General features: G+C 68.5%; 20 protein-coding genes. 14 read left to right on the plus strand and 6 right to left on the minus strand.

Going from position 1 to position 19,627, the window contains the following annotated elements:
• Positions 1–44: 44 nt before the first annotated feature.
• Positions 45–2,033, plus strand: coding sequence for an ATP-binding cassette domain-containing protein (locus ACTRO_RS37000; RefSeq protein WP_157436659.1), 1,989 nt, complete (start codon positions 45–47; stop codon positions 2,031–2,033).
• A 46-nt stretch (positions 2,034–2,079) separates the two neighbouring features.
• Here the strand turns inward: ACTRO_RS37000 and ACTRO_RS37005 are convergent, their stop codons facing one another.
• The 6 genes from ACTRO_RS37005 to ACTRO_RS37025 form a co-directional block, all read right to left on the minus strand.
• Positions 2,080–2,544, minus strand: a complete 465-nt coding sequence (locus ACTRO_RS37005) for an NUDIX hydrolase (protein ID WP_051451971.1) — start codon at positions 2,542–2,544, stop codon at positions 2,080–2,082.
• A gap of 6 nt (positions 2,545–2,550) precedes the next feature.
• Positions 2,551–3,375, minus strand: a complete 825-nt coding sequence (locus ACTRO_RS37010; RefSeq protein ID WP_034270750.1) for a protein phosphatase 2C domain-containing protein — start codon at positions 3,373–3,375, stop codon at positions 2,551–2,553.
• 91 nt (positions 3,376–3,466) lie between these two features.
• On the minus strand, positions 3,467–3,772 hold the full coding sequence (locus ACTRO_RS51590) for an SUKH-4 family immunity protein (RefSeq protein ID WP_425394897.1): 306 nt from the start codon (positions 3,770–3,772) through the stop codon (positions 3,467–3,469).
• Positions 3,699–4,088, minus strand: a complete 390-nt coding sequence (locus tag ACTRO_RS50090; RefSeq protein ID WP_051451972.1) for a hypothetical protein — start codon at positions 4,086–4,088, stop codon at positions 3,699–3,701. The genes ACTRO_RS51590 and ACTRO_RS50090 overlap by 74 nt, the downstream gene beginning before the upstream one ends.
• A gap of 215 nt (positions 4,089–4,303) precedes the next feature.
• Positions 4,304–4,729, minus strand: coding sequence for a hypothetical protein (locus ACTRO_RS37020; protein ID WP_034270752.1), 426 nt, complete (start codon positions 4,727–4,729; stop codon positions 4,304–4,306).
• Between the two features lie 184 nt (positions 4,730–4,913).
• Positions 4,914–5,531, minus strand: coding sequence for a prepilin peptidase (locus tag ACTRO_RS37025; protein WP_157436661.1), 618 nt, complete (start codon positions 5,529–5,531; stop codon positions 4,914–4,916).
• Between the two features lie 609 nt (positions 5,532–6,140).
• Here ACTRO_RS37025 and ACTRO_RS37030 point away from each other — a divergent pair.
• The 13 genes from ACTRO_RS37030 (at position 6,141) to ACTRO_RS37090 (ending at position 19,609) form a co-directional block, all read left to right on the plus strand.
• A complete protein-coding gene (locus tag ACTRO_RS37030; RefSeq protein WP_157436662.1) occupies positions 6,141–6,740 on the plus strand; it encodes a hypothetical protein in 600 nt (199 codons plus the stop codon).
• A 236-nt stretch (positions 6,741–6,976) separates the two neighbouring features.
• Entirely contained in the window at positions 6,977–7,642 is a 666-nt protein-coding gene (locus ACTRO_RS37035; protein ID WP_051451975.1) for a hypothetical protein, read from the plus strand.
• A 195-nt stretch (positions 7,643–7,837) separates the two neighbouring features.
• The gene (locus tag ACTRO_RS37040) at positions 7,838–8,395 is read left to right on the plus strand and encodes an SAF domain-containing protein (protein ID WP_051451976.1); all 558 of its coding nucleotides are present in this window, start codon (positions 7,838–7,840) and stop codon (positions 8,393–8,395) included.
• Positions 8,395–9,204 carry a CpaE/TadZ family protein gene (locus ACTRO_RS37045; RefSeq protein ID WP_051451977.1) on the plus strand — a complete coding sequence of 270 codons (810 nt, stop codon included), beginning with the start codon at positions 8,395–8,397 and terminating at the stop codon, positions 9,202–9,204. The genes ACTRO_RS37040 and ACTRO_RS37045 overlap by 1 nt, the downstream gene beginning before the upstream one ends.
• Positions 9,201–10,520, plus strand: a complete 1,320-nt coding sequence (locus ACTRO_RS37050; protein ID WP_034270756.1) for a TadA family conjugal transfer-associated ATPase — start codon at positions 9,201–9,203, stop codon at positions 10,518–10,520. The genes ACTRO_RS37045 and ACTRO_RS37050 overlap by 4 nt, the downstream gene beginning before the upstream one ends.
• Positions 10,517–11,416, plus strand: a complete 900-nt coding sequence (locus ACTRO_RS37055; RefSeq protein ID WP_157436664.1) for a type II secretion system F family protein — start codon at positions 10,517–10,519, stop codon at positions 11,414–11,416. The genes ACTRO_RS37050 and ACTRO_RS37055 overlap by 4 nt, the downstream gene beginning before the upstream one ends.
• Complete coding sequence (locus ACTRO_RS37060) at positions 11,413–12,309, plus strand: type II secretion system F family protein (RefSeq protein ID WP_034270761.1); 897 nt, start codon at positions 11,413–11,415, stop codon at positions 12,307–12,309. Before ACTRO_RS37055 ends, ACTRO_RS37060 begins: the two co-directional genes overlap by 4 nt.
• Positions 12,310–12,400: 91 nt before the next feature.
• On the plus strand, positions 12,401–12,604 hold the full coding sequence (locus ACTRO_RS37065; RefSeq protein ID WP_034270763.1) for a hypothetical protein: 204 nt from the start codon (positions 12,401–12,403) through the stop codon (positions 12,602–12,604).
• A gap of 388 nt (positions 12,605–12,992) precedes the next feature.
• On the plus strand, positions 12,993–13,427 hold the full coding sequence (locus tag ACTRO_RS46450; RefSeq protein ID WP_051451978.1) for a TadE/TadG family type IV pilus assembly protein: 435 nt from the start codon (positions 12,993–12,995) through the stop codon (positions 13,425–13,427).
• Positions 13,428–13,534: 107 nt separating this feature from the next.
• Complete coding sequence (locus ACTRO_RS37075; protein WP_169740003.1) at positions 13,535–13,921, plus strand: TadE/TadG family type IV pilus assembly protein; 387 nt, start codon at positions 13,535–13,537, stop codon at positions 13,919–13,921.
• A gap of 4 nt (positions 13,922–13,925) precedes the next feature.
• Positions 13,926–14,378, plus strand: a complete 453-nt coding sequence (locus tag ACTRO_RS37080; RefSeq protein WP_034270766.1) for a pilus assembly protein TadG-related protein — start codon at positions 13,926–13,928, stop codon at positions 14,376–14,378.
• 48 nt (positions 14,379–14,426) lie between these two features.
• The gene (locus ACTRO_RS37085) at positions 14,427–17,708 is read left to right on the plus strand and encodes a BTAD domain-containing putative transcriptional regulator (protein WP_034270767.1); all 3,282 of its coding nucleotides are present in this window, start codon (positions 14,427–14,429) and stop codon (positions 17,706–17,708) included.
• A gap of 560 nt (positions 17,709–18,268) precedes the next feature.
• A complete protein-coding gene (locus tag ACTRO_RS37090; protein WP_034270769.1) occupies positions 18,269–19,609 on the plus strand; it encodes a phosphomannomutase/phosphoglucomutase in 1,341 nt (446 codons plus the stop codon).
• The last annotated feature ends 18 nt before the right edge of the window (positions 19,610–19,627 follow it).

The following is a 19,627-nucleotide window of genomic DNA, read 5'->3' on the forward strand; positions in this document are numbered from 1 at the left end:
GATTCTGGAGACTCGCGCCGGCCGTGAGCGCGGGGAGCGTTTCCATGACTAGGGCTGGAGCGGGATCGCGGTGGCGGGCGCGCCGGCGCCGCACCGACGCGGACATGTCGGGGGCTTCGGATCCGTTGTTCGGGTCAGGCATCGTGTTCCAGATGGGCTGGGCGCGCCATCACACGGCGGTGGCCGAGGCGTCCTTCGCCCAACTCGCCAGGCGCCTGCCACAGCTGATCCGCATCTGCTTGGGGCTGGGGTGGCGCGCGGATCGCCGTGCGCTGCTGGCGATGCTGGTGTTCCAGAGCGCGACCGGGATCGCGACCGCGTTCGGGCTGCTGGCGACGAACCAGATCCTGATCCGGCTGCTCTCAGCGGGCCCGAGCCCGGCGCGGGCGCGCGCCGCCCTGCCGTCCCTGATCCTGGTCGGGGTCGCCGCGGCCGGCGGGGCGCTGCTCTCGGCGGCCGGGTCCGCAGCCTCCGGGCGGCTGCGCCCGAAGGTGACCCGGCACGCGTTCACCGAGCTGATGACCCGGGCGACCTCCGTGGAGCTGTCGGTGTTCGAGCTCGGATCCTTCCACGACACGCTCGAGGGCGCGAGCTTCGGCGCGGGCTGGGCCGAGTACGTCATCGAGCAGATCACGCAGCTGATCACCGCCGTGGCGGCGATGGCCGCGGCCGCCTCCGTCCTGGTCGTCCTCGGCCCCTTCCTGCTGCCCCTGCTGATCCTCGCCGCGCTGCCGGGCGGGGTCGCGAGCATGATGTCGTATCGGCGGCGCAACCGCTCACGCATCGCATGGCAGGGCCGGGCGCGCCAGCAACGGCGCCTGGCCGACTTGATGACCGAGAAGCAGCCCGCCCAGGAGATCCGCCTGCACGGAGTCGACCGGTTCCTGCACGCCCACTACGCCCGCCTGTCCGCCGCCTACGAGGGTGAACAAGAACGCCTCGCGCGCGCGGACGCTCGCACCACCCTGACCGCGGGCAGCGTCTCCGGTACCGCGTTGGCGTGCTGCTACCTGCTGCTCGGCTACCTGCTCTGGCGCGGGGTAGTGCCGCTGGCCACCGCCGGCACCGCCACCTTCGCCATCCGCACCGGCACCGCCCAGATCCGCTCGGCGATCGGCACCGTCAACCAGATCTTCGAATACGGCCTCTACCTCGCCGACTGGCAAGACGCGATCGCCCAGGCCGATGCCGCCGCCATCACCGGTCAAGGCCTCGTCCCCGCAGGGCCGCCTACGACGATCAGCCTGCGCGGCGTGTCGTTCACCTACCCCGGCCGTGAGAGCCCCGCGATCGCCGGTATCGACCTCGACCTACAATCCGGGCAGGTCATCGCGCTGGTCGGGGAGAACGGCTCGGGCAAATCCACCCTCGCCAAACTCATCCTCGGCCTGTATCTGCCCACCGAGGGCGAGGTGTACTGGGACGGCATGGCGACCTCCGCGATGGACCGCACCCGCGCCGGCACGCACGTGGGCGTGTTGGCACAGGACTACCCTTGCTGGCCGTTCGTGGCCGAAGCCAACATCCAAATCGGCCGCCCCGACCTCGAGGACCCGCAGCGGGTCCGCGACGCGGCCGTGGCCTCCGGCGCGGACGCGGTGATCGAGAAGCTTGGCGACGGATACCGGAGCCTGCTTGCCTCCGAATTCCAGGGCGGCACGAACCTCAGCGGCGGCCAGTGGCAGAAGATCGCGAACGCCCGAGCGGCCTACCGCGCCCCGGCCTGGGCTGTCTATGACGAACCGACCGCAGCACTCGACCCCCGCGCCGAGGCCGAGGCCTTCAACCGGGTCCTCGACCGCGCCGACGGACGCACCGTCGTACTCATCACCCACAGGCTCTCCTCCGTCGCCCGCGCCGACCGGATCATCGTGCTCAAGGACGGACGCGTCGTGGAATCCGGCAGCCACAAGGAACTGATGGGCGCAGACGGAGAATATCGATTGCTTTATATGCTGCAAGCATCTCAGTTCGGCGCCGCTTCCTACGCTGCTGGGCCCGCGTTGGACGAAAGCGCACGGGCTGCGACGTAATACACAACGTCTACGGACCGGCACGGAGGCCTTATGGATCATGCCGCTAAGCCGCACCGTTGGATAAGCGGGAGGCGCTCAACTCTCGGGAGGCTTGGACAGCCTTCTTGTAGGGAGCCGGCATCGGAAGCGCTGCGATCTCGGAGGGTTTGAACAGGCCGAGTTCCCTATGCTCGTGCGAGAGTCGGGGCTCGCCTGGACTGACGCACGTGGCGGCGTAGGCCACGACCAGGACATGGCGTTGCGCGGTAATCGCGTAGATCCACGCTTGGACCAGGTGAAGCTGGCTGATGACGATGCCGAGTTCCTCGTGGACTTCACGGATCGCGCACGTCTCGAGGTCCTCACCTGCCTCTACCTTTCCTCCCGGTAGTTCCCACTCGCCGCGTTCGTTGCGCAGCAGCGGGATGCGGCCGTTGCAGTCGACGACGGCCTTCGCCGAGACGGGCATGACATATTCGAGGTGGCCATAGACCGGGTGAGGTACGAGGTAGGGCGGGTGCTCGGCCATCTCCGGTCAGCGGCTCCTGCTCGGGGCGCACAGCACGGCGGCAAGATCGTCGCTGCGCTTGAAGTGACTGTCCGTCAGATCATGCTTCGGGTGGTGCTCGATGTTGCGGATCGCTCTGGCGATGGCGGACAACGACTCCTTCAGTGCAGCCTCGATCAGACTTGGCCAGTCGGGAAACAGGTGGTAATCGGTGATGGCTCTGGCGAAGCCGTCGGTGCACAGCAGGATGTGACGCACGTCCTCACGTCCGACGGTGGCGCAGTGCACACGCAGCACGGCGTCGGGGTCGCCGGAGAAGACGCCCTCGGCGTGGGCGCCGGTGATGTATTCGCGGCGCCGGCGCAGCAGCGCTTGGCGCGCGTGGTCGGAGTCCAAGCCGGAGGACCCAGCGGCAGCGACGGCGGCGATCTCGCGCTGGTTGTAGAAGTCGGTGGATAGCTCCGTCAACCCATTGCCGACCGCGATGATCGTGACATCGCCGATGCGAGCGAACTCGAGTTCATCCCTGCGGTCGAGCGCGAGGCCGAGCGAACAGGTGGGGTGCGTTCGCTCAGCCGGGAAGCCCCGTGCGGCGATGTCCTCGCGCACGGTGTCGGCAAGATGCCTCAGCAGCCCCTCAGCAGTGAAACTAGGCTCTTCGATCCGCGAGAGTTCGGCGCCGACGGCATCGACAAGGTAGTGCACGTCGTTGACCGCGGGCAGGAACGGCTCCGGGTAGATGTCTGTGGCGCCGTCGATGACCCATGCGGCGACGTGCGAGTGCCCGATCCGGTCCTCGGTCGGCTTCGCGCCGCCGGCATCGCTGACGGTATCGAGGATTTCGAATGTCATGCTTCTCATCATCCTCCGCTGCGGATGGCCGAGAGCGGCAGCGGCGCACTTAACTCGGCGAGAGACGTCAAGCGAAGCGCTGCTGGCTGAACTACTCGTCGTCCTCGTAGCCGGGGTGGTCCACTCCCCAACGTCCTGCCGCGTCCTGGGTGACAAGCTGGAACAGGGATTGTTCGCCGAGGAGGATGCGCGCTGAACTGAATTCGATCTCGAGGAAGGTCTGGGACCACCAGTTCTCGTCGTCGGTGAAAGCGCTGGGGTCGGCCGCGACGGCGTGGATGACGGTCTGGTTGATGAGGTCTTCGCGTGCTTGCTGCTCGAGGTCATCCGACTCCGCAGAGACGTAGGCCTCGTAGACGGCGAGGACCGCCTGGAGCGCCGTGACCGAGGTGTTGATCTGCTTCGTGGGCGGGTTCGTCGTGCTGGCCGTAGCGCATCCAGACGGTCCCGTCGGCGAGGCTGAGCCAGTAGGTGTTGTTGAACCCGTCCCAGACCTGACCGAGGAAGGCGGCCTTGCCGCAGCCGGGCAGATCGGCTTCTTCCAGTTCCCGTTCGGGGACGCGCACGAAGTGCTCGGCGGCGGCATCGGGCAGGCCGCGACCGGTCAACGCGGCTCTCGCAGGTTCGGGGGCGCCGAGCGTGGCGAGGCGGGCGGAGGCGTAGGGCCGCCAGGCGGGCAGGTCGTAGTCGAACGGCTCGGCTTCGATGCGCATGGGCTCTCTCCGTTGCGTCTACTTGGGCAAGCCTTCGCGGACCTGAGTTAGGGTGCGACGCAGCGAGTTCATGTCGGTGCCGCTTTGGTCAGGCCGTAGTCGAGACTGTACGAGAACCGGTTTACCGTCCGTGTCCAGCGACAGCCACTGCTCGCGGCCTCGAAAAATCAGGGTTGGAATTCTTGATGTAAGCGTCCGCGTGCGCGGCACTGATGTCATGTGGGAAGCGCATCCCCCGCGACGACTGTGCCGTCAGGCATGATCGTCGCCACGGCCGGTCGACGCTCCCTGAGTCCACTCACTCGAGAGCCCTCGTCCGCCTCGTATTGGAGTTCTGCTCTGATGACGATGCGAGTGTGCGGGTCGAGACCACGCAGAGGCTCCAGGGACACGGGCACCTCGGCCAGATCCGCGATCGCGAGCAACGCCGTATCCGAGGTGAGTTCGGCGATCTCGCGGATGTCGTTACGCAACGACGGCGAGAGCTGGGTCGTTGTCTCGTAGGCACCACCCGTCCGCTGCAGCACGTCGGCAAGCAGTTGTCCAGGCTCCCCAGGGCACGTCCGATAACCCGCTTTGTAGATCCGCACCGCGGGGTCGTCGGGCTCCAGCACTTTGGCGTACGCCCGGAAGATGGCCATCCGATCACGCCCGTCCACGTCACGGCCGGCCCGTTCCCACTGAGGCCGGCCCATTGGGTTCTCTTGTCACCCAACGGTAGTGCAGGTTCGGCGAACAGCAAGGCGCTTCGTCGCGTGGCGCCCTGCCAGCGGTAGCGGCTCACATGAGCGCTGAAGCTGAGGTGAATTGATGCGAGCGAGAGGCCTACGTGAAGAGCAGAGCGTAGAGGGCGCCCGCGAACAGGAACGGGCCGAAGGCGAGCGTGCGCGACGCCGTACCCGTCAGTCGGCGGCCCAAGATGTAGAAGGCTGCGATCAGGAACGCTGCGAAGATGCCGACCTGGATGTGAGGCCAGCCGAGGTAGCCGAGCGGTAGCGCGCACAGGGCGGCTGCCTTGCAGTCGCCGAAGCCCAGTCCACCCGGCACGACGACCGCCAAGGTGGTGAAGCCGATGAAGATGACGGTGGCGGCGGTCAGGGCACGCCAGAGTGGGCCGAATTCTCCAGAGCCGATGGCCGTCACCGCGAGGAGAGCAGCGCAGGCGGCGGTGGCGGGCAGCACGAGAGTGTCTGGCAGCTTCCGGGTGGCGGCGTCGATCGCCGAAAGCGGAAGTGCAACAGCGAGCAACACGAGGCATGCGGCACCAAGAGCCCAGGGATGGAGCCGGGCCGCGACACCGGCTCCCAGGGCCGCGCCGAAAATCGAGAAAGCGGCCGTTATCATTCCGTGTCCGTGATAACGGCCAGCGAGCTCCTTCGCTGCGTACGCACCAGACGCCGCACCCACGCTCCCTCCCGCCACCATCGCGAGCCAACCGCTCACTGTTCATACTCCTGACGTGCGTCTATGCATCCTGCAGCCTCGTTCTGGCCGAGGCTGAGATCCCGGCGATCCGCGACTTGCTTAGGATCGCTAACTTTATAACCGAATGGCAACGGATTGCTGAGCATATGGCAACAATCCGACATGGCGGCCCTTGTGGCCCTTGCCCCCTCCTGCGTGTGGTCGGGTAAGAATTTAGGGCAAGAGATCATTTGCTCGCGAGAGCACTCTAAGCCCTAGTTTGAGGTGATTCGCCATGCCGCGTACCCACGTGCGGCATCGCTTCGCCCTGCCCGCTTCTACCAGCGAGCGCACGGCGTTGCCCCTGTTCCATGGGCTCGGGGCAGATACGGTCTCGGCAACCACATGGATTCTCGCGGGGCGGAGCGCAGTCGGCGCGCCGGCGAGATGGGAGGCGGACGACATCGGCAGACCGGCCATGTCGCCTGACGAAGAGCTCCGTGTCGGATCCGAACTGGACCGTTACTCACACGGCGGTTGTCGCTCGGCTCCGAGCGACAGGAATCCTGCAGCAGCCACCTAAGGCCTGGTTTTCCCAGGCCCACCGGGACGTTCCAGAGCCCGGGCAGTACGACTTCATTGAGGCGGTTGACGATGACTCAGTTTCGATTGCGCCGCGGCGCCGCGGCCGGCTTCACCGCGACCGCGCTGCTCGCGTCCGTTGCCGCATGCGGCGGCCAGAGCGGGCCGGCCGCGCTTCCCGCCGCTTCGGGCGGCGCGACGACTAAGGCAGCGTCCGCGTCTCCCAGCAGTTCATCCAAGGCGACGGCTGCCGTGAAACAGGCTCTGGCTGCATACCGGTCCGCCTTCGCGGACTGGGCCTCAGTCGAGGCGATATCCAGCAAGGCTGACTACCAGAATCCTCGGCTAGCCGATCATTTGACAGGAGCAGCGCTGTCGTACGTGACCGGGGCGGTGTACGTCAACACGAACGTCAAGGGCGGCGTAACCCACGGGCAGCCGGTGTTGCTGCATCCGACAGCCGGTCAGGTCATCCCGGCCAACGACCCGACGCAAGTGGTCGTGAACGACTGCGTCCAGACGGATTCCTGGTTGCTCTACACCACCGATGGCCACCTCTACAACAAGGTGCCTGGCGGGCGAGAGAAGACGCAGGCACTCGTCGTCGAATCCAGCGGCACGTGGAAGGTCAGCCAACTCGTCGTTCAGATCGTCGGGACCTGCTGATGACCCGCAACGCACTACTTTCGGCCTTAGTTCTAACCCTGATATTGGGCTGCGCGCAGGCTGCACTAGCGGACAGTGGCATCGCCACCGGCGAGTGCGATCCGGCGACCCAGCAGTGTACGGTGACCGCCGGCACACCGGCTTCTCCGGGCCAAGGCGGCTCCTCGGGCAGTTCGAACGGCTCTGCGGGCGGATCGGGTTCGACCACGGGTTCTGGCGCCGTTCCCACGCCGACCGTGACGATCGTCAACGGCGCTTGTACCTATCAGGCGGATCCCGGTTACCAGCCGACGGCTGGCGTTACGCCCGGCAAGAAGCCGGGCGCGTGGTATCTGATGACGTGCCCGGATGCCATCAACTCGAATAACATCGCCACCACCACGACCCAGGTGGTGTGGGTGCCGAATGGCACGCTGCCGACTGCGCCTGCTCCTGCGGTGCTCGCCGCTGAGGCGCAGAAGGAGTTGAAGCTGGCGGTTCCGACCATCGAGTCGAGCCCAGCGCCTGGCAAGCCGCAACTGGTGTCGGTTCCGATGTGGAGTTGGGTGCCGGCCAGCCAGTTCGCCGCGAAGTCGGCGACCGCGTCGGTTCCGGGCGAGTCGGTGACCGCCACCGCGAAGCCGGTGTCGGTGACATGGTCCTGGGGCGATGGAACGAGCACGACCTGCTCCGGTCCAGGTACTCCGTACACGAGCTCTGATGCACCGAGCGCCGCCTCCCCGACGTGCGGGCACACCTACACCAAGGATTCCGGCACCGGGGATTACACGGTCAGCGCCACGATCACCTGGAACGTCACTTGGGCCGGCGGCGGCCAGAATGGCGCGTTCAACGGCATGACCACCACCGCGACCGAGGCCGTGCACGTGGAACAATCCCGCGCCCTGGTCACCGGCAGCTGACGCTCGCCCGGCTACGACATCCATTTCCCGAACCACGTGTAAGGCACCTTCATGGCTACACCCACCTCTTCTACCAGCCCGGCGCGTCTCGGGCGCGGCGGCAAGGGCCCCAAGCCGTCTGCTCCGGTACCAGGCGCATCGCGGCTTTCGGCCGCTCCGCGTAAGCGCACACGGCCGTTCCTGGCGATCGGATCGGTGCTCACTCTCGCCGGTGCGGGCGCGTTCGCAGTGGCCTACACGCACCTGGGCGGGCGCACATCTGTGATCGAGTTGCGCTCCGCGGTGATCGCGGGCCAGGTGATCAGCGTCAGTGATCTGCGCAGTGTGCAGGTGGCCGCGGACTCCTCGGTCCCGCTGATTCCGGTGGCCGACGCGGCCAAGGTGATCGGGCACCGTGCCGGGGTGAGCCTGCCGGCCGGCACGCTCCTGTCGGAGGCCGATCTCGGCGGAACCTCGGTCCCGGCGGCCGGGCAGGCGCTGGTCGCCCTCGAGGTCAAGCCTGGGTCCTATCCGTCCCAGGTGGCGCCTGGAGCGAGTGTGGCGGTAGCTCCCGTGACCGCTGCGGGCCAGAGCGCGAGCCCGGTGGAGGTGGCCAGCCTGCCGACCGCGACCGTGCTCTCGATCACGCCCGCGTCGAACTCGAGCGGCGATGTGGAGGTCTCGCTGCAGGCCTCGCCGTCCGCGGCCGGGCAGATCGCGCCGATCCCGGCGGACGGGGCCCAGCTGATCGTGCTTGCCGCAGGAGACCAGTGATGCTGATCGCTCTCGCGTCCCTCAAAGCCAGCCCCGGCGTGACGACGAGCGCGCTCGCGCTCGCGGCGATGTGGCCCGGTACCCAGCGCGTGCTGGTGATCGAAGCCGATCCGTCCGGAGGGGACCTCGCCGCGCGCTTCGGCCTGGATCCCGCGCCGGGCTTGGTCTCGCTCTCCGCCGTGGCACGCCGCGACCACTCCGTGAAGGTCGCCTTCGAACAGGCGCAGGAGCTTCCCGGTGGGCTGCCGGTGATCGCGGCACCGGCCGCGGCAGAGCAGGCCGGCAGCGCGCTCGAACTGCTGACCGGGGACGGGCTTCCACTGTGGGCGAACCTTGCGCACGACACGGACACGGTCACCGTCGTCGACTGCGGGCGGCTCGATCCGGGCTCCCACACTCACCGCATCCTCGCCCATGCCGATGTCGCGCTGCTGGTGGCGCGCCCGACCCTCGATGAATGCGATCGGCTCGCCAAGTCCATAGACGCTCTCGCCGTGCGCGCCGAGGCCACGGACACCGAGCTCGGCCTGGTCCTCGTCGGCCCCGGGTTCGAACGGGGTCAAGTCGAGGCGAGCATGCGCATGCGCGTGTGGGCCCAGCTGCCGCACGACCGCAAGGGCGCGGCGTGGCTAGGCGGGGTTACCGGCAAGCGCCGCCACCTCGCCTCGCTGGCGCTTCCCAAGGCCGCACGCGCACTCGGCGACGAACTCGCCGCACACCATGCCCTGGCCACCTTCGTTTCCGAACCCCATGCCCAGCCTGCCGAGAGCGCGCACGGGGCTCAATATCCTGTCAGGAACGCAGCATGAACCAGATCACTGATCCGGTGGGCGTAAGCCCGCTGGAGGCGCAGGTGGTCGCCGGGCTGCGCACGACGGTCGGCGAGCGGCTGGCCGCGTGGGCCGGGGACGAAGCGTATTCGGCGCGCGAGCGTGAGCAGCGCGGGCGAGAGCTGATCAACGCAGCGCTGGCCGAGCGCACCGCGGCGGCGATCAGCAGCGGAGGGCGGGTGCTCAACTCCGCCGCCGAACAGCGCGTGGCCAAGGCCGTCTTCGATGCCTTGTTCGGGCTCGGCGGATTCCAGGAACTGCTGGAGGATCCAGACGTCGAGAACATCTACGCGAACGGCTGCGACATCGTGTTCGTCGACACCGTGCGCGAGAAGGGCAAGCGGGTCGGGCCGGTCGCTTCCTCCGATGAGGAACTGATCGAGATGATCCGGATGCTCGCCGCCCGCGCCGGCACCGAGGAGCGCCGGTTCGACCGCGGCTCCCCGCACCTGAACCTCGCCCTCAAGGACGGCTCGCGGCTCTTCGCCGTGATGGGCATCTCCGAGCGCCCCTCGGTCTCGATCCGCCGCCACCGCTATACCAGCGTGCCGCTGAAGGAACTGGTCAGGCTCGGGACGCTTTCTGCGGAGCTGTCCGACCAGCTTGGCGCCGCTGTGCGCGCCAGGTTGAACATCGTGATCGCGGGCGGCACGAACTCCGGCAAGACGACGCTGATGGACGCACTCTGCGGTGAGATCCCCGCGCACGAGCGGCTGGTCACCGTCGAGGACACCTTCGAGATCGGCCTGCACAAGAACCCGCAGGCACATCCGAATGTCGTGCCCTTGCAATCGCGGGAGGCCAACTTGGAAGGGGTCGGGGAAATCAGCCAGGCCGCGTGCGTGCGGATGGGGCTGCGTATGTCCCCGGACCGGGTGATCGTCGGCGAGGTGCGCGGCGATGAGGTCTTGCCGATGCTCAACGCGATGTCCCAGGGCAACGACGGGTCGATGACCACTGTCCACGCCAATTCCACCGCGGGCGTCTTTCAGCGCTTCCAGGCCTACGCGGCCCAGGCGCCGGAGAAACTCGGCCTGGAGGCGACCAACCTGCTGGTGGCCGGGGCCGTGAACGTGATCGTGCACCTGGCCAAGGACAAGGACGGAGCCCGGTTCATCACCGGGGTTCGCGAAGTTACCGGCACCGACGGCGCGCAGGTCACCAGCAACGAGGTCTACCGGCCGGGTCCGGACGGGCGCGCCGCGTACGCCTATGGCTGGCGCGCCGAAACGGTCGAGCGGCTCATCGACGCTGGGGCCGACCCGGCCTCATTCCAGCGGGGGTGGTCCGCGTGACGCCATCCATGATCGTCCTGATCGTCGCCGGGCTCGCGGTGGCAGCCGGTCTGCTGCTGATGCTGCGTGCCGTCGGCGACGTGATTGACGCCGCCGGCCAGGGCGAGGGTCCGAGCCGCGCTGAGGTGCTCGCTGTGAGGCTGCACGATCCGCTGTGGTGGAGGCGCGCTGGCATCGCGCTGGGTGCCGGAGTGCTTGCGGGGCTGTTCACCGGCTGGCCGGTCGCAGCACTCCTGGCTGCGGCGGGAGCCTGGTTCCTGCCGGCCCTGATTGGGCGCGATACCGGTGCGAAGACGCAGATCGCGCGGATCGAGGCGATTGCGACGTGGGCTGAGATGATGCGCGACACCCTCGCGGCCGCAGCCGGCCTGGAACAGACGATCCTGGCGACCGCGGTCGCGGCCCCGGCACCGATCCGGCACGAGGTCGCCGCCCTGGCCGATGAGATCGGGCGCGGCGCGCGACTGGATGTGGCTCTCGCCCGTTTCCAGCGCGAGCTGGCCGACCCGAACGCGGACGTCATCGTCGTCTCGCTGATCCAGGCGTCCCGGCAGCAGGCCGGCAACCTCGCCGAGATGCTCGGCGAGATGGCGGCGGCTACTCGCGCCCAGGCCGGACTGCACATGCGCGAGACGGCCGACCGCGCCCGCACCCGCACGAGTGTGCGCATCATCATCGGCACGGTCGCGGCCTTCGCGATCGGGCTTATCCTGCTCAACCGGTCCTACCTCAGCCCCTACAGTACGCCCACCGGGCAGTTGGTGCTGCTGATGGTCGCAGGGTGTTTCGGCACCGCGACGATGTGGCTGGCGAAGATCTCCCGCGGCAAGCCTCCTGCGCGGTTCTTCACCCGCGTCGAGACCCAGCCCGAGACCGAACGCAGGGGTCTGTCATGACCGTGTATCTGATGCTGTGCGGGGCCGGGTTCGGCCTGGGATTCGCCCTGATCCTGCGCTGGGCGTTTCCCCCGTCCCCGACACTGGCCGACGCGCTCGACGCACTCAACCGGCCGCCGGCGGCCCCGGCGATCCTCACCGCCGACACCGGCGGCTGGGCCACCCGGCTCGGGGCGCCGTTGGCCGGCCCGCTGGCCGCGGCGAACCTGCCCGGCGTGAAGGTCGCCAAGGACCTCGTCGTCCTCGAGCGCGCTCCGCAGCGCCACCTCGCCGAGAAGGCGGTGCTCGCCCTGTTCGGGCTGTTGCTCGCCCCGCTCGTGTGGAGCGTGCTCGCGCTGCTCGGCACCCACCTGCCGTGGGTGCTGCCGGTCTGGGGCGCACTCGGGCTCGCCGCAGCCGGGTTCTACCTGCCCGACCTGGCCGTCAAGTCCGAGGCACAGGCGCGCAGGGAAGAGTTCCGCCACGCCCTGACGGCGTATCTCGACATGGTGACGATCTCGCTGTCCGGCGGTGCTGGAGTGGAGGCGGCACTGGCCGAAGCCGCCCGCACCGGCGAGGGCTGGTCCTTCTCCGCCATCCGCCGTGCGCTGTCCGCCGCGCGCCTCTCGCGGACCGCTCCCTGGACCACGCTGGGTCAGCTCGGCGAGGAACTGGACGTGCCCATCCTTCAGGAGATCGCGGCGACGATGGCGCTGGCCGGGTCCGAAGGCGCGAAGGTCCGCGCGTCGCTCGCCTCCAAAGCCCAGGGCCTGCGTGCGCAGGCCCTCGCCGACGCCGACGCCGCGAGCCAGCAGGCCACCGAACGCATGAGCCTCCCAGTGATCTGCATGTTCGCCGGGTTCATGCTCTTCATCGCCTACCCCGCCATGAGCCACGCCATGTCCGCACTCTGACATCGCGCCACCTGCTTCCCCCGGGCCGACGCCCGGGAGGGACCCCCGACGCACCCGCCGACGGGCCGCACCACGAGAGAGGCACCATCCCATGATCCCTGAAATCAAGCCGCTGGCCTTCATGCTGTCGCTGCTAAAGGACCGCTTCGCGGCCCTGCGCGAGGACAAGGAGGCCGGAGGCATCGTCGAATACGTCGTCATCGTCGGCCTGATGGCCGCAGCCGCCATCACCATCGTCACGATCATCGTCAACAAGGCCACGAACACGGCCAACAACATCAACATGGGCAGCTAAAACCTTGCTCACACGCGTCGTAGCGCGGGGCCCGGCTGTAGAGATCCACTGAACATATCCACTCGACGGCCTACATGTCCACCGCGTGGCCAATCCACGCTCTCTGCTCGGCTTGTTGTCCACCAGGGCGCTCTGACCTGGAATTAGGCGGCTCGCGAACGGAGATTCCATGCGACCAAGCACGACGAGTTGGACACGAACAGAGCTCTCGGAGGCCCGCCATCCCTCAGCGAATGGACAACTTCGCCCGTGCACGAGAGGACAAGTCCAGTGGAAACCTACACCGGCCGGAAACCCCTGCCTGCAGCCGTCCCCGAACCACCGGGCCCCGCACCCGCGCACGACGCACCCATCGAAGCCCCCTAAGAACGACCGAAAGGAGCGCGCCTTGGCACGCCCGCTGCCCACCCGCGACACAGTGCGTACCGCGCTGGCCGTGCGGCTACGCGCGCTTGGACGCGAACGCGGCTCAGCCACCATCGAGCTCGTGATCGCCACCCCGGCCCTGATCCTGCTGCTGCTGTTCGTCGTGCAGTTCGGACTGATCTGGTCCGCCCAGCAGGCCGCGCAGACCGCCGCGTCCACCGCGGTCAACACCGCCCGCGCCCAGGGCGGGAACGCGAGCCTGGGCCAAACTCAGGGCACAGCGACTCTGCAGCAGATCGCCGGCAAGCAGCTGCCCGACGCGGCCATCACGGTCACCTACTCCGCTACCACCACCACCGTCGTGGTCACCGGCCACCCCCAATCGCTCATCCCCGGCTGGCACCCCCAGGTGACCGCACACGTCAGCGCCCCGATCGAAACCCTCACCCAGCCATGACCCGCCCCGACACCACGCCCACGCCACGGCGCCACGCCAATACGGCCCGCACGGTGCGCGCACGCGTCAGGCGCCTGCGACGCGAGTCTGAGCGCGGGAGCGTGACCGTGGAACTCGTCCTGGTCATACCGATCTTCGTCGTGCTGCTGCTGATCATCGTGGCGCTCGGACGCGCCTCGACCGCGAGCATCCAGGTCCAAGACGCAGCCCACGCCGCAGCCCGCGCCGCCACCCTGGCCACCACCCCTGCGGCCGCCGAACAAGCTGCCGAACAGGCGGCGTCCCAGGCCCTGGCCTCGACCGGTACGACCTGCCGATCCGTGAACGTCTCCGCCGACGTCGGAGCCCTTACCCCCGGCTCGATGGTGCGCGTGACCGTCTCGTGCGCGGTGAACTACCAGGATCTCTCGGGCATTGCTCTGCCGGGAGCACGCACGATCTCCGCGACCTCCTCCAGCATTGTCGACCTCTACGGCACGACCGGGACAGGGTGAGATCATGAAACCCCTGATAAATCGTTCAGTCCGGCGGCTGCGCCAGCGCGCCAGCGCGACCGGCACGGAGCAGGACGGATTCGTCACCGCGTTCACCGTCATCATGGTCCTCGCCCTGTTCGTGCTGGCCGGCCTCGTATTCGACGGAGGACGGGCCCTGTCCGGGCGCGTGACCGCCCTCGACGAAGCCCAGGAAGCCGCACGCGTCGGCGCCCAGCAGATCGACCTCGGCGTCTTCCGCGCCACCGGCAACGCCGTCCTCAACGACACCGCCGCGATCCAAGCCGCCGAGAACTACCTCGCCGCCACCGGCGACACCGGCACCGCCAACGTCAACGGCAACGTCGTGACCGTCACCGTCACCCACATCCAGCCCACCGAGATTCTCTCCGCGATCGGCATCGGCACCTTCACCGAACACGCCACCGCCAACGCCACCGCCGAACAGGGCACCTGACACCCAGCCGACTCCCTGCCGGAACCCCGAGCACCTAAGGCCCTTCTTATGAGCGCACCCGCCCCCGCACGTCTGCTGGCCCGCGCCGCCCACACCGCGGCACTGACGGCACGCGCCCTGCTCGCCGCCGCCCTCGCGGTCTTCCTGCTCGCCGGCCTGCCCTACGGCCTGATCCGATACATCGGCTGGCCACTCCCGCACCACCTGACCTCGCTCACACAGCTGGGCAAGGACGTTACCGGACCCGTCCTGGGCGACCAGATCTACCTCGACGCCATCGCGATCGTCATCTGGCTGCTCTGGCTCCTGATCACCGTCTCGTTCGCCGCCGAAACGATCGCACTACTGCGCGGCGTCGAGATAAGGCCCATCCCCGGACTGCGCCCCACCCAGGCCCTGGCCGTGATCCTGCTCACCGCCATCGGCATCACCGCCCTGATGGCCCGCACCGCCGCCCCCGCCCACGCCGCCACCACCGACCAGGTCCCAGCCCGCGCATCAGCAGCCACCGCGCCCCTCACCCCCGCCGAGCGCACCGATATCGTCGCCTCGACGAAGACCACCGCCGATACGACCGGCACGTCACTCACCCACCCAGCCGAAGCCGCCCACACCGTCGTGGCCGGAGACAATCTCTACGCCATCGCCGAAGCCGACTACGGCAACGGCAAGGACTGGAAGAAGCTCTACGTCCTCAACGCCGGCCACGCCCAGAGCGACGGAGAGGAACTCACCAACCCCGACCTGATCAAACCCGGCTGGATACTCGAGACCACCGATACCGCCACCGCGCCGACCACCTCATCGACACCCCGCCCGTCTCATTCCGCCCCCGACACCGGCCATACCGCGGCGCCCAACACTCCCGCATCCGCCCCAACCCCGTCAGCTAGTCCAGCACGCGACACACCCACTTCGTCCGGCGCGGACACGCGCGCCACCCCTGACCCGTCCAGCACTGCCAGCACCCCGGCTCTGGAGCGTACTCACGCTGTATCCGTGCCCGAACAGCACCGACCCGCGCCGTCCACGTCGGCGGGCCCACACTGGACCGAACTGGCCGAAGGCGGAGCGCTCGCGGCCAGTGTGCTGGCCGCCCTCACCCTCGCCCTCGCCCGAGCCCGCCGACGCCGCCGCTGGCACGGCACCTGCTACTGGCCCACCCCCGGCCAACACCAGCCCGAACCGCTCACCGTGCCCGTCCCGCTGCGACCCGCATCACGATCAATCCCGGCGGCGCAGGACGATGCGACGGAGCTGGACGAGTTCGGAGCCCCGACCGGCCCAGGGTTCGCAACGGATCAGCAGCCGGACCCCACGATCCTTGATTCCGCTGCACCCGAGAACGCACCGACCTCATGCGCACCCGCCGAGGCGGACGAGGATCGCGACCCGCGGCAGGTCGAGACCGGGCCGGCGACCCTCGCCGTGGCGGCGGTCGACGGACGCATCCTTGCTCTACAGGACTTTGCACCCGCCCTCGCCCTCAACGGCCCCGGCGCGCTCGGCGCCGCACGCGCCATAGCCGCCGCTGTCCTGTCCGCCGCTGAACTCCGCCACGACGGAGCGCGTCTACTCATCTCCGGCACCGACGCCGCCCTGCTGCTCGACGTCGCCGGAAACGACCTTCCCGCCAAGCTGACGGCCATATCAGACCTCGAATTGTTCGACGACGGCCACAGCGCCCTCGCCCAACTCGAGCAGTACACCGCCTACCGCACCCGGATGCTTGAGGAACATGAGGCTGATACCCTCGAGCAGCTTCCTGACGAGGACGACTTCCCGCCCGTCGTCCTGATCGCCGTAGCCCGCCCCGAGACCGCCAGGCGCGTGAGTGCCACTGTCCAGGCCGGAGCCGGGCTACGCGTGCACGCGGTACTCCTCGGCGAACACCCGTCCGCACAGGCCTGGCACGTGGACACCCACGGCCACCTGACCGGCCCGGACACAACGACGCGGGCGAGGACCTTCCAGCTGTCCGCTGCCGCGCTGTCCGCCGCGCTCGAGCTGCTCGCCGAGGCGACCGGCGACGCATCGGCCGAACAGGGCCTGCCCATCGCCCCCGACCCGCTCGGCGAACTCGCCATCCCAGAACCCGATCCCGGGCCCGCCGAACCCTCACCCGACGAGATCACCGAGCCGGCAGCTGACTCCGACGAGACTGCTGCGGACAACCCGGAATCCGCGCCGGTGCCCGAGACCGACAGCGAGGTGGGCACGCCTACCGAGAACACACACGCGGAGGCGCATGGTATGGCCGTGATCCACCCCGTACGGATCCTCGCCCCCGACGCGCAGCCGGCGAGCGAGGAGCCGGCCAGGACAAGCGATGCCGGATCGCGGTGCGCCGAGACCGGGCCGCTGCTGCTCGTGGCCGCTGAGAGCCCAGACCCGATCAAGCAGATCATCGATGACTACGCCGCACACCCCGTGCGAATCAAAGTATTGGGCGTGCGGGCCATCACAACCCCCACCGGCACCGTCGATGCCCGGCTGCGCAGCGACGCATGGCGGGCGGCAACGAAATTGGCAGTGGCAGGACGTTACGGCCAGCACCTCGACGACCTCGCCGTGCTCTGGCCCGACCACGACGACCAGGCACTGCGCGTCACCGTGAAGAACGCGGTCTACGACCTGCGCAAGACTCTGCGACAGCGCTGCGGTGACCCGGCCGGCAACCCCGGGCGCTACATCACCCAGGCCAACCACCGCTACATCTTCAACGACCAGACCGTCGCCGTCGACCTCGCCGCGTTCACCGCGCTGCGCACCCTGGCCGCGCGAACCCGCGACGTCGGCGAGCGCACCGCCGCCGCACGCGCAGCCCTCGACCTCTACGACGGCGATCTACTCGCCGGCGAAGACGAAGAGTGGATGATCGCCCCGCGCACCAAGGCGCGCCGGGACGCGCTGGCCACCGCCACGCTCCTCGCGCAACTCGCCGACCACGCCGAGGACCGCGAGGCAGCGCTCGGCTGGTGGGAGCGCGCACTCGACATCGACGACAACGAAGAGGTCTACCGACAGATCATCACCACGCAACTCTCGCTCGGCCATCACGCCGACGCGCTAGCCACCTGCGACCTGCTCACGTCCCGCCTGAACGCCGACGAACTGGCACCCGCACCCGAGACCTTGGCACTGATCGCCCGTGCACGAGGGCGACGAACCACGCCCAGCCATACCGCTCCCACACCCTTGCGTGGCTACTCGTTCGACAACAAGCACCACGCTGGAACAGTTCGCGTCCCACAGCGCCAGGCACCGTCCGACAGCGGGGCGAAAAGCCGGCGCGGGCGGACGGCGGCGATGAGCGATCAGGCGGACTGATCTGAGCTGACGCCGCCGTCAACCGGCGTACACCCGGGCCGCCACGGTGTCGGGCGGTGTGCCCCCTGGCCAATCACCTACTCCCTCTTCGGCCAGAGCAGCGTGACTCGGTGGAGTGGGACCACGGCCGGAGATCGGGTTCCGTTCGCCCGACGGCCTGCGCCTTCGCAGCACGCTGACCGCTCCGCCACCGTTGCCGGGGAGCGCGGTGACCGATTTCGTGCATGGTGGCGGAGCCACGCGCCACGAAGGCGGATTCCTATGACGCCTCGCGGATGGCTTGGCCGCCGAGGCAGTGGCCTCTGTGCGCTCCGGTCTTCGCGGCCAAGGCGCGAGCGCGGGACGACGCGAAAGAGCTCACTCTCTCGGGAGTGATGAGCTATCCAGCGGCGCAACGTTGTCAGCATCCGCATATGGGGCTGCCTGATCGGAATCGCGCCCTAAACGCCGCTTTCGAACACCCCAGTCCGGGTCGAGTTCTTCTCTAGGGTGGAACCCTCGGCCGCCGTGACCCACCCTGGCGACCTGACTATCTGAAAGACCGGAAGGAATACGAAGCGATGCAGGACCTTTCGAAGGTCATCAAGGCGTACGACGTGCGCGGCGTGGTCCCGGACGAACTCGACGACGCGATCGTGGGTGCCGTTGGCGCGGCCTTCGCGCGCCTGGCCCAGAATGACATCGTCGTGGTGCGCGACATGCGCACCAGCAGCCCGCAGTTCCTCGCCGCGTTCGCCGAGGGCGTCACCAGCCAGGGCTACGACGTGATCGACGCCGGGCTGGGCTCCACCGACCTCGCCTATTTCGCCTCCGGGAAGCTGGACCTGCCCGGCGCGATGATCACCGCGAGCCACAACCCGGCGAAGTACAACGGCCTCAAGCTGTGCTGGCCCGGGGCCAAGCCCGTCGGGCAGGACACCGGTCTCGGCCAGATCCGGCAGTTGATCGAAGAGGGCATCCCCGTTCACGACGGCGCCCGCGGCAGCATCATCGCCCGGCCGATGGCAGATGATTACGCCGCGTACCTGAACTCGCTGGTGAACCTCACCGGTATTCGGCGGCTGAAGGTCGTGGCCGACGCCGGGAACGGCATGGGTGGACACATGGCCCCGATCGTCTTCGCCGGCCTGCCCATCGACCTGACCCCGATGTACTTCGAACTCGACGGCTCGTTCCCGAACCACGAGGCCAACCCACTGGATCCGAAGAACCTGATCGACCTGCAAGCGAAGGTGCGCGAGAGCGGCGCGGACATCGGCCTCGCCTTCGACGGCGACGCCGACCGCTGCTTCGTCGTCGACGAGAACGGCGAACCGGTACCGCCGTCCGCGATCGTCGCGCTCATCGCCACCCGCGAACTCGCCAAGGCACCCGGCTCGACGATCGTCTACAACGTCATCACCTCCCGCGCCGTCCCCGAGATCGTCGCCGAGAACGGCGGGCAATCCGCCCGCACCCGCGTGGGCCACGTGTTCATGAAGTCCCTGATGGCCGAGACCGACGCCGTCTTCGGCGGCGAGCACTCCGGCCACTACTACTTCCGCGACTTCTGGCGCGCCGACACCGGCATGCTCGCCGCCCTGCACGTGCTCGCGGCCCTCGGCGAGAGCGACCTGCCGATGTCCAAGCTGGTGGCGCAGTACAGCCGGTACACCGCGTCCGGGGAGATCAACACGGAGGTCGCCGGCGTCGCGGCAACCCTGGCGAAGGTCGAGGAGCACTTCGCCGGCCGCGAGGACGTCGAACTCGACCGCATGGACGGCCTGACCGTCGTACTTGCCACCGGTTGGTTCAACCTGCGCCCTTCGAACACCGAGCCGCTGCTGCGCTTGAACGTCGAGGCCGACAACGAAACCGCGATGGCCGACCTGCGCGACGAAGTGCTCGCCCTCGTGCGTTAAGCCTGCACCCCGCTCGTG

The organism is Actinospica robiniae DSM 44927 (genome assembly GCF_000504285.1).
Classification (GTDB): domain Bacteria; phylum Actinomycetota; class Actinomycetes; order Streptomycetales; family Catenulisporaceae; genus Actinospica; species Actinospica robiniae.